The sequence below is a fragment of the Pseudomonadota bacterium genome, from assembly GCA_039196715.1.
In the GTDB taxonomy this organism is placed as follows: Bacteria; Pseudomonadota; Gammaproteobacteria; order CALCKW01; family CALCKW01; genus CALCKW01.
Window position 1 is genome coordinate 1 of the sequence record JBCCUP010000118.1, and the last position, 9,453, is coordinate 9,453.

General features: G+C 67.0%; 10 protein-coding genes. 6 read left to right on the forward strand and 4 right to left on the reverse strand.

Going from position 1 to position 9,453, the window contains the following annotated elements:
• Positions 1 to 1,337: selenium-binding family protein (locus tag AAGA11_21840; GenBank protein MEM9605516.1), on the reverse strand; the 1,337-nt coding region annotated here is incomplete at its 3' end.
• Between the two features lie 98 nt (positions 1,338 to 1,435).
• Complete coding sequence (locus tag AAGA11_21845) at positions 1,436 to 2,290, reverse strand: CoA ester lyase (protein MEM9605517.1); 855 nt, start codon at positions 2,288 to 2,290, stop codon at positions 1,436 to 1,438.
• Between the two features lie 281 nt (positions 2,291 to 2,571).
• On the opposite strand from AAGA11_21845, the gene AAGA11_21850 reads away from it, so the two are divergent.
• Both AAGA11_21850 and AAGA11_21855 read left to right on the forward strand, forming a co-directional pair.
• Positions 2,572 to 2,766 carry a type II toxin-antitoxin system VapB family antitoxin gene (locus tag AAGA11_21850; GenBank protein ID MEM9605518.1) on the forward strand — a complete coding sequence of 65 codons (195 nt, stop codon included), beginning with the start codon at positions 2,572 to 2,574 and terminating at the stop codon, positions 2,764 to 2,766.
• A gap of 10 nt (positions 2,767 to 2,776) precedes the next feature.
• Positions 2,777 to 3,136 (forward strand): type II toxin-antitoxin system VapC family toxin, encoded by a 360-nt coding sequence (locus AAGA11_21855; GenBank protein MEM9605519.1) that lies wholly within the window; start codon positions 2,777 to 2,779, stop codon positions 3,134 to 3,136.
• A 13-nt stretch (positions 3,137 to 3,149) separates the two neighbouring features.
• Here AAGA11_21855 and AAGA11_21860 read toward each other — a convergent pair whose 3' ends face one another.
• Positions 3,150 to 4,265, reverse strand: a complete 1,116-nt coding sequence (locus AAGA11_21860) for a dimethylsulfoniopropionate demethylase (GenBank protein ID MEM9605520.1) — start codon at positions 4,263 to 4,265, stop codon at positions 3,150 to 3,152.
• A 25-nt stretch (positions 4,266 to 4,290) separates the two neighbouring features.
• Positions 4,291 to 5,187, reverse strand: coding sequence for a phytanoyl-CoA dioxygenase family protein (locus tag AAGA11_21865; GenBank protein MEM9605521.1), 897 nt, complete (start codon positions 5,185 to 5,187; stop codon positions 4,291 to 4,293).
• Positions 5,188 to 5,257: 70 nt separating this feature from the next.
• Here AAGA11_21865 and AAGA11_21870 point away from each other — a divergent pair, with 70 nt between their 5' ends.
• The 4 genes from AAGA11_21870 to murA all read left to right on the forward strand — a co-directional run bounded on the left by AAGA11_21870 (position 5,258) and on the right by murA (position 8,577).
• Complete coding sequence (locus tag AAGA11_21870) at positions 5,258 to 5,809, forward strand: MarR family transcriptional regulator (GenBank protein ID MEM9605522.1); 552 nt, start codon at positions 5,258 to 5,260, stop codon at positions 5,807 to 5,809.
• 190 nt (positions 5,810 to 5,999) lie between these two features.
• Positions 6,000 to 6,452, forward strand: a complete 453-nt coding sequence (locus AAGA11_21875; protein MEM9605523.1) for a GNAT family N-acetyltransferase — start codon at positions 6,000 to 6,002, stop codon at positions 6,450 to 6,452.
• Between the two features lie 61 nt (positions 6,453 to 6,513).
• Positions 6,514 to 7,113 (forward strand): NAD(P)H-dependent oxidoreductase, encoded by a 600-nt coding sequence (locus AAGA11_21880; protein ID MEM9605524.1) that lies wholly within the window; start codon positions 6,514 to 6,516, stop codon positions 7,111 to 7,113.
• Between the two features lie 90 nt (positions 7,114 to 7,203).
• Entirely contained in the window at positions 7,204 to 8,577 is a 1,374-nt protein-coding gene (murA, locus tag AAGA11_21885; protein ID MEM9605525.1) for a UDP-N-acetylglucosamine 1-carboxyvinyltransferase, read from the forward strand.
• Positions 8,578 to 9,453 lie beyond the last annotated feature (876 nt).

The window sequence follows — 9,453 nt, forward strand, 5'->3', positions numbered from 1 at the left end:
TCGCTGGTGCAGTCCCCACCGGGGTAGCGGGTTTCGTGGCAGCGCGAGGGGCCGTTGGGTTCCTTGCCGAAGTCGACGACGAAGTCCGGGTCGATGGCCATGCCGCCGTTCTCGGTGTCGCAGTTGACCCTCAGCATGCAGCCGCCGTTGGTGCGGATCTCGGGGTAGAACTGGTTGTCCCAGGTCGAGAACAGGCTGGTGGTGACGTACAGCCGCTTGCCGTCGAGCGAGAGCTGAATCATCTGCGGCCCGCCGGTCACCCGCACACCGTTCACCTCCGGCGCCTTGCCGAGCAGCCCGCCCATCCACACCTGCCCGGTCAGCACGGGTTTGTGCGGGTCGGAGATGTCGTATTGGCGGATGTCGCCGTGCAGCCAGTTGCAGAAGTAGAGGAAGCGGTCGTCCATCGACAGCAGGATCACCGAGATCACGCCCGGCACCGGGATCGGCCACTCGGGGTGCGGCTCGTTCTCGACGTCGATGATCTTTTCCCACTGCCACTCGCCGGCGTCGTCTTTCCACCAGTGGATGATGTTGGCGCTGAGCGCGGCGCCGACGAAGCCGTGGCTGCTGTCGGGGTCGTGGTGGAAGCGCACTTCGAGTGGGATCAGGCCGTCTTCGCCGAGGTAGAAGGTCTGCTTGGGTTCCTTCTTCTCGAAGTCCCAGAGGTGGATTTCGCGGCCGTACTTCAGGTGGCCGACTTCCTCGAGGTCGAAGCCCGGCATGAAGGTGTTAGGCGCGGCCCACTCGGAACTCACCATCACGTTGTGGCGCGGCTGGTACCAGAAGTCGTAGCCGAACTTGATGTCGCCCATGCTGTTTTCCCAGCGGCCGACGATCTCGAAGTCCTTGTTGAGGTGCAGGTAGCCGCCCGGCGCGTTGCCTTTCGCGTCGCCGAGCATCGAGATGATGATTTCGGAGCCGAGGCAGTGGATCGTGTGCGGCGCCGAGAGGTTGGTCTTGGACTTAATCTCCTTCCCGTCGATCACCTTGTGCAGGGTCGGGTTGCGCGGGTCGGTCGCACAATCGACGATGTGCAGTTTGCTCGAACGCACGCCCGGCACGATCAGGTAGCGCCGCTGCATGCTCGGGTCGTCGAAACACGACGAGCACGCGTTCCAGCCCATGTGGTGCAGCTCGTCGCCGATGCCTGGCATCTCGAGGCGTGAGATCACCTGCGAGTAGGTGTCGCTCTCGGGGTCGGCGTCGATGGTGCAGAGGTAGTCCGGTTTCTGGATTCCCGTGCCGGTGTAGATGGCGATGGTGTACAGCAGCTTCTCGGCCGGCGCTTTCATCGCCTCCGCTGGGCTTGCGTAGCCCGGTCCGCAGCATTCCATTCGAGCAGTGTCCTCTGTCAGTGCGCTCCGCTTGGCGCCGGTCGGGCGTCTGCGGTGCGGTGGGGCGACCCGAGCCGCCGCGTGGCGTACGTGGGCGGTCAGTGCCCGGTGCGCTCGGCGATCGCGACGATGCGGTGCATCTCGCGCAACACCGGTTTCTCGATGAGTTTACCGTCAATCACCACGAGACCGGTGTCCGCCGCTTCGAACTCCGCGATGATACGCCGCGCGCGTGCAATCGTCTCTTGCGTTGGGGTGAACACCGCATTCAGTGACGCTATCTGTTTCGGGTGCACCGCGCCCTTGCCCGAGAACCCGAGCGCGCGCGCCTGCTCGGCCGCCTCGACCATGCCGTCCGGGTCGTCGAGGTCGAGCCAGGGCACGTCGATCACGTCGATACCCGCATTGGCCGCGGCGTGCACCACGCGCGAGCGTGCGTACAGCAAAGGCCCCCAGGCATTCTCACAGCGCAGCTCTGCCGCCATGTCCACCCCGCCGAACAACAGCGCGTCGATGCGCGGGCTGGCCTGGGCGATGTCGAAGGCGCACTCGAGCCCGGCGTTGGTCTCGATGATCACCTGCAGGCGGGTGGTGTGCCCGGCCTCGTCGAGCAGGCGGTCCAGCTGCACTACTTCGTCGGGCGTGCGCACCTTAGGCATCATCAGTGACGGCGGCGGCGTCTCGGTGGCGAGGATGGCGTTGACGTCCTCGATGCCGAAGCGCTCGCGCAGCGAGTTGATGCGCACCACCCGCTCGACGCCGTCGTCGGCCTGCGGCTCGGCAAACAGCGCCAGCGCGTTGGCACGCGCGGCGGCCTTGTCTTTGGGTGCGATGCCGTCTTCAAGCTCGACACAGACAATGTCGGCCCCGGAGGCAAGCGCTTTGGGAAACATCGCCGGCTTGAGGCCCGGGGTGAAGATGAAGCTGCGGCGGGGTTGGATCGTGTGTGACATCGGAGACCAAAAACTCAGGGTTGAAAGGACCGGCAGCTGACGCGTGAACACGCGGCATCGCCAGCACAGCCGGGAGTGTGACACGTGGGTGACACGTCGGCGTGCGCGCGAACCCGCAGCCTGCACAGGCGCGCAGCACAACAGTGTCCACGGCGAACCTGACGGAATACCGTGATACCCGCAGCGCCCCGCCCGCCAGCGGACCCCAATGGCACCGGGCTATGCACCATATTTATCACCAAAAGATGCTAGAATAGATGCACACACCGCAAGCCTACCCCATGAGAACCACTGTCACACTCGATGATGCGCTGGTGGCCGAAGCCAGCCGCCTGTCCGACATCCACGAACGCAGTGCGCTGCTGCGCGAAGCCTTGAACGCCCTGATTCAACGTGAAAGCGCCAAGCGGCTTGCGCGCCTCGGCGGCAGCGAGCCAGACCTGAAACCGGTTCCCCGGCGGCGCAGCGCACGGTAGGCCGCGCGCGATGCTGCTCGTCGACACCTCGGTGTGGGTCGACCACCTGCGCCGGAACGATCCCGCGCTGGTGACGGCGTTGCTCGACGGCCGCGTCGTCTGTCACCCGCACATCATTGGCGAACTCGCCCTGGGCTCGCTCGCCCATCGGGTCGCGATACTCACGCTGTTGCGCGCTCTGCCCGGTGTGACGGTGGCGCAAGACGACGAGGTGCTCACCGTCATCGAGCAACGTCAGCTGTTCGGTCGCGGCATCGGCTTCGTTGACTGTCACCTGCTCGCGTCGCTGTTGTTGACGCCAGGCACGGCCCTCTGGACGAGAGACAAGCGGCTGGCCGACGTCGCCGCAGAGCTCCAGCGTCACGGCTGACACCCCCAACTTCTCAACCTCGGCCCGGAAAGCGTGCGAGCACCTCGGCGGACCGCTCGCCGTCCGGTGTTACCACGTGCAATGCCGTGCCCGCGTCCCAGTGGGCGCGGTCGACCAGGGCGATGGCGACGTTCTGCTCGAAGCTCCAGCTCCAGGCGCAGGAGGACACCCGGCCCGCGGGCTCGCCGGCCGGCGTGGTGATCGGCCAGAAGGTGCCCATCGGCGGAACGGGCGGCCCGTCGATGCGCAGCGGGCGCACTTGCCGGGTGGGCTCGCGCTTCGCGCGCAGCGCGGCGAGGCCGAGGCACCCAGTGTCGGTGTCGATGTGGCAGAAGCGGCCGAGGCCGGCTTCAAAGGGCGTCATGTCGGGGGTGATGTCGCTCAGGTACGAGAGCAGACCGCCCTCGATGCGTTCGGCCTGCACCGGCGAGCCTGCGTGCACGTCGAGGTCGGCGCCCGCGTCCATCAAGCGGTCCCAGAGCGCACTGCCCTCCTCACCCTCGAAATACAACTCGAAGCCGCCTTGCAGCGAGTATCCCGAGCGCGCAAGGATCATCGGCGTGCCGTCGACGTCAACCCGTTTGTGCCGGAAGAACCCGACCGACACCGCATCGGCGCCGAACACCCGCTCGACCAGCGCGTCGGCGTTCGGCCCCTGGATGCCAAGCGGCGACACCGTGGGCTCGAACACCCGCACGTTCAGGTTCAACGCGGCCGCGACACCCTTGTAGAACAGGATCTGGTCGCTGTCGGCGATCGAGACCCAGTAGCGATCGGTGTCGACCTTCACCAGCACCGGGTCGTTGGTCATGTGCCCGTCGCCGTCGACGGTCGGGATGTAGTAGCACTGGTCGTCTGCCATGCGGCGAATGTCGCGCGGCGTCGACAGCTGCACCAGGCGCGCGGCGTCCGGGCCGGCAATCTCGATCTGTCGTTCGCAGCCCACGTCCCAGAGCTGCACGCCGCGCTTGAGGTGACGGTAATCGGCCTCCGGCGTCCGAAACCCCTTGGCGAGGAGCATGTGGTTGTAGACGATATAGCCCTGCGCTCCCGCGGCATGGGCGCGCGCGAAAAAGGGCGAGCGGCGCATGCGCACGGTCAGCGGCATGGTCGTCGATTCGGTGGTCATGGTCTTTTCTCGGGTGTCGATGCGGTCACATGGCAGCGCGGTCGTCTTCGCCGCTCTGGGCCGCGTAGATCGAGCTGTAGCCGCCCGACCAATCCGGCGGAATTTGGCAGGGGCGCGGGTCGTGTTCGGCCCAGTGTACCGGCTCGCCACGCACCACCTTGTAGGTGTTGACCGTCGGCGACGGGTGCGGCGTGTAGGGCTTGGCGTCGGCCGAGGTGTAGCAGTTGAGCAGCAGCGGCCGCGGGATCGGGCTGCGCGACGACGGCGAGTAGTGCAAGGTGCGCGCGTTGTGGATCGTGATGCTGCCGGCGTTGCCAGTCAGGTAGTCAACGCGGTCCATGTCGACCCCGGCGGCGTCTTCGTCCGAGAGCATGCCGGTCCAGTTGCCGTCCGCGTCGTACTGGTTGTACAGCGGCTCGTTGTGCGAGCCACGCAGTGCGGCCAGCGGGCCGTTCTCCATCGTGGTGTCGGCGAGGTAGCAGCCGATGGTCAGCACGTTGTAGTTGGTGTGCGGGAAGAACTGGATGTCCTGGTGCCACTTCACGGTGTCGGACTTGTCGAACCACTTGAAGTTGAGCTTCGAGTGGTGAAAAACGACGTTCGGTCCGACGAGGTCGGCGGCGACGTCGGCCATGAGGCCGGTGGAGAACCGCCAGTAGGCCTCGCTCGCGGTGTCGGGGCTATTGAGCCGGCGCAACACCGGGTTGTCTGGGCTGTGGCCCGGCCCGATGTCGAAGCGGTCACCCGATTCGCTCACGGCCTTGCTCTGCTCGACAAAAGCCTGCGTCACCGCCTGCAGCTCGGCGAGCGCGTCGGCCGGAACGAGGTCCTGTACACCGACAAAACCGTGGGTGAAATAGTCTTCGCGCTGTTGTTGCGTGAGCACCCGCGCCGGGTGGCTCAGAATCTGGTCCGGTGTCATGGCGGTGTCCTCTGGTGGCGGTTGATCCAGACGGTGGAGCCACAGTGTCGGTTGACGCTGGACCCCGAACATGTTCCATTTGGAACAATACTGCCCCCGAACGCCGACCGGCGCAAGCCGTTTGGCCACACCCGAGCCCACCATGCCGCCCGACGCCCCTGCGGAACCCGACCTCAAAGCAATATTCGACGCCGTGGAGTTCCGCGACGCCTACCGCATCTCCTACATCACCAACGCCATCCTCGTCCCGGGCTACGACACCATCAAACGCGACTTCGGCCTCATCCGCGCCGAGTACCTGTTGCTGTTGTGCTTGGCCCACTACCCGGTGCTGAGCGCACGCGACGTCGCCAAGATGACCCGCCGTCCGCGCAACTCGATCTCGCGCGCGGTGCACCGCATGCTGGCGGTCGGCTACATCGAACGCGCGCCCGACCCGGACGACGGTCGCCAGGCCAAGCTCAGCATCACGGCGAGTGGCCGCGCGCTACACGACCGCATCGCCGCCGTGCTGTTGGCGCGCCAGCAACAGGTGTTCGCACCGCTTACCCGCGCCGAGCGGGCCACCCTCGACACCCTGCTCGACAAGCTTGCTCGCCACGCCAGCACGCTGAAGGACTGAGCCGGCCCGGCAACGGCCCGAGAACTCACTCGCCGGACTGTGCCGTGCCTGTATTAAAAGCAGAGCGCGACTGACACTCGGATACCCCGGTTTACGCTGCCGGTGTGCCCGCACCGGCCCAGCGCATCAAAACCCAGCGGCCAGCCGTCGCGCGTACAATCGGCGCACACCGCCGCTGGAGCACGCAACGATGTTGCACATCAGAGACGCAACCGAGGCCGATGCGGCCGCCCTCAACGCGGTCTCGAAGCACCTCGGCTACCGCGCGCTGAGCGAGGCCGAGGCCCGGGCGACACTGGCCGGTGTGCTGGCGGCGCCCGACCACCGCGTCCACCTCGCCGAACACGATGGACAGGTCGTCGGCTGGATCCACGTGTTTCTAGCCCGCCGGGTGGCGTCGCCGCCGTTTCACGAGATCGGCGGCCTGGTGGTCGACCCGGCCCACCGCCGCTGCGGCGTCGGTGCCGCGCTGGTTGCGCACGCGCACGCCGAGGCCGGCGGCACCGTGCGCGTGCGCTGCCGCGCCGACCGCAGCGCGACACACCGGTTTTACGCGGCGCTCGGCTTCACAGAAAGCAAGACGCAGTGCGTGTTCAGCTTGACGGCGGCCGCAACCGAAGCCGGTGACAACGCGCGCACTTGATCTCAAGTGCACTTGAGCCGGTAGTGTCGGCACCCAGCCAACCACGGAGCTGATCACCCGCATGCACGTCCTGACCGTTCTCGACCACCCGAACCCCGCGTCCTTCACCGCGGCCGCCGCCCAGCGCTTCATCGACGGCGCACGCGAGGCCGGCCACACGGCCGAACTCGCCGACCTGCACGCCGAGGGCTTCGACCCGCGCTGGACGATGGCCGACGTCGACGCGGACGGTGACGCCGGCACCCCCGTCGACGTCCAGCGTGAGCAGGCGCGGATTGCCCGCGCCGACGCCGTGTGCCTGGTGTTCTCGCTCTACTGGTGGGGCATGCCGTCGATGACCAAGGGCTGGGTCGACCGGGTCTGGAGCTGGGGCTGGGCCTACGACCAACTCGACGACCGCGAGCAATCGCTGCAGCGGCCGCGCACCGGCGTGCTGCTGATCCCGGCCGGGGCCCGCTCGGACGAGATGGCCGACGCCGGCTACCGCAACGCCCTCGAGACCGCCTGGATACAGGGCACCTTCGGCTACTTCGGCTTCACCCGCCGCCACCTCGAGTTGCTCTACGGCTCGACCGGCTCGGCCGCCCGGCGCGACGCCCTTTTGGTACAGGCGCACCAATGCGGGTACACCCTCGCCGTGCCCACCGTGACAGCACCGTAAGGCCGGGCCCACGAGCGCGTCCCGGCGCCAGTTTTCAGGCACGGCACGGGGCGCGCGTTGTACCATACGCGCTCCAAACAGGAGCGACAGATGGGCGACAACGCGCTCGTGCCCACCCACCAGCGGGTGCACTACATCGTCGAAGGCGGCTTCCGGCTGTCCGGCGACATCGAACCGAGCGGCAACAAGAACGCAGCCCTGCCGATCATCGCCGCGGCACTCCTGTGCGAAGAGACCGTTCGACTCGAGAACGTGCCCCACATCCGCGACATCGAGGTGCTGGTCGAACTGATCGAATCGGTCGGCGCCCGGACCGCCTGGCTCGACCACAACACGCTCGAAATCACCGCGCCCGAGCTGCGCCCGGCGGCGCTCGACCCCGAGCTGTGCGAGCGCGTGCGCGCATCCATACTGCTGGTGGGTCCGTTGCTCGCGCGTTGCGGTGAAATCGCCCTGCCGCCGCCCGGTGGTGATGTCATCGGCCGCCGCCGGCTCGACACCCACTTTCTCGCGCTCGGCGAGCTCGGCGCCGACATCGACATCGGCGCGCAGTACCGCTTTCGCGCGACGCAGCTCGTCGGCAAGGACGTGTTCCTCGACGAGCCCTCGGTCACCGGCACCGAAAACGCCCTCTGCGCCGCCGTCGCGGCAAGCGGCACCACCGTGCTGCGCAACTGCGCCTCAGAGCCACACGTGCAGGACCTCGCGCACTTTCTCGTTGCGATGGGTGCGTCGATCGAGGGCATCGGCACCAACACGCTGACGATCCACGGCGGTCGGCCGCTGCGCGGCACCACGCACCGGATCGGACCGGACCACATCGAGGTTGGCTCGCTGATCGGCCTTGCGGCGGTGACCCGTTCGCACATCCGCATCACCAACGCCGGCGTTGAACACCTGCGCGCCACGCTGATGAACTTCGAGCGGCTCGGCGTCGTCTGCGAGATCGACGGCAACGACCTCGTCGTGCCGGCCAACCAGACACTCAAGATCGAGCCCGACATCGGCGGCCACATCCCGAAGATCGAAGACCAACCCTGGCCCGCGTTCCCGGCCGACACCATGTCGATCGCGCTGGTTACCGCGACCCAATGCGACGGCGTGGTGCTCTTCTTCGAGAAGATGTTCGAGAGCCGCATGTTCTTCGTCGACAAGCTCATCGCGATGGGCGCGCGCATCGTCCTCTGTGACCCGCACCGCGCGATCATCGCCGGGCCGTCGCAACTGCGCGGCGCGCGCGTGCAAAGCCCGGATATCCGCGCCGGCATGGCCATGCTGATCGCGGCCATGTGCGCCGAGGGCACCAGCACCATCGAGAACGCCCAGCAGATCGAGCGCGGCTACGAGCGCATCGACGAGCGCCTGAACGCGCTAGGCGCAAAGATCACCCGTATCCCGCCGCGGCCCGAGGCACCGGCAAGCACAGCCACGACCGCCCGCCAGGAAACCGCCGAGCCGGGATAGCACCGTCTTAGCGCCACACACCCCGTGGGAGCCGAGTCCTCGCTGCGCCGAAGGCGAGGCGAGACGCGGCGAATGCGATGCTTCCCCTGCCACTGAAGCCATTCGCCCCATCTTGGCTACGCCAAGGATGACACTCCCACAGGGAATCGGGGCAGCTCTCAGCACCAGTGCGAGCCACATGCGAGCCCCAAAACGCGTGGGAACCGTGTCCTCGCACAGCGAGACACGGCGAAGGGATGCTGAAACTGGACACACGCCAATCGCCCCATCTTGGCTACGCCAAGGATGGCGCTCCCACAAACCCCGAAACCGGCCACATGACCCCGTGGGAGCCGAGTCCTCGACGCGCCGAAGGCGAGGCGAGACGCGGCGAATGCGGTGTCTCCCCTGCCACCGACGCCCTTCGCGCCCTCTTGGCTGCGCCAAGGATGACGCTCCCACAGTGATCAAGGCCACTCTCAGCCCCAGTCCGAGCCACACACCCCGTGGGAGCCGAGTCCTCGACGCGCCGCAGGCGAGGCGAGACGCGGCGAATGCGGTGTCTCCCCGGCCGCCGCACCCGTTCGCCCCATCTTGGCTGCGCCAAGGATGGCGCTCCCACGGGGATCGGGGCCGCATCAGGCTGCCGAGGCCACACATCTTTTGGGGGAGCCGTGTCCTCGCATAGCGAGACACGGCGAAGGAGTGCTGAAACTGGACACACGCCAATCGCCCCATCTTGGCTGCGCCAAGGATGGCAATGGGATGGACTCCTCCCCACCCTTTCGACTGACGGTGTCTGGGCACCACAATGGTGTTTACACGTAACCCATTGAAACGAAACGATGAGGAGGAAGTCCGTTATGCACATTACCCACGTTGGGGTCGATATTGCAA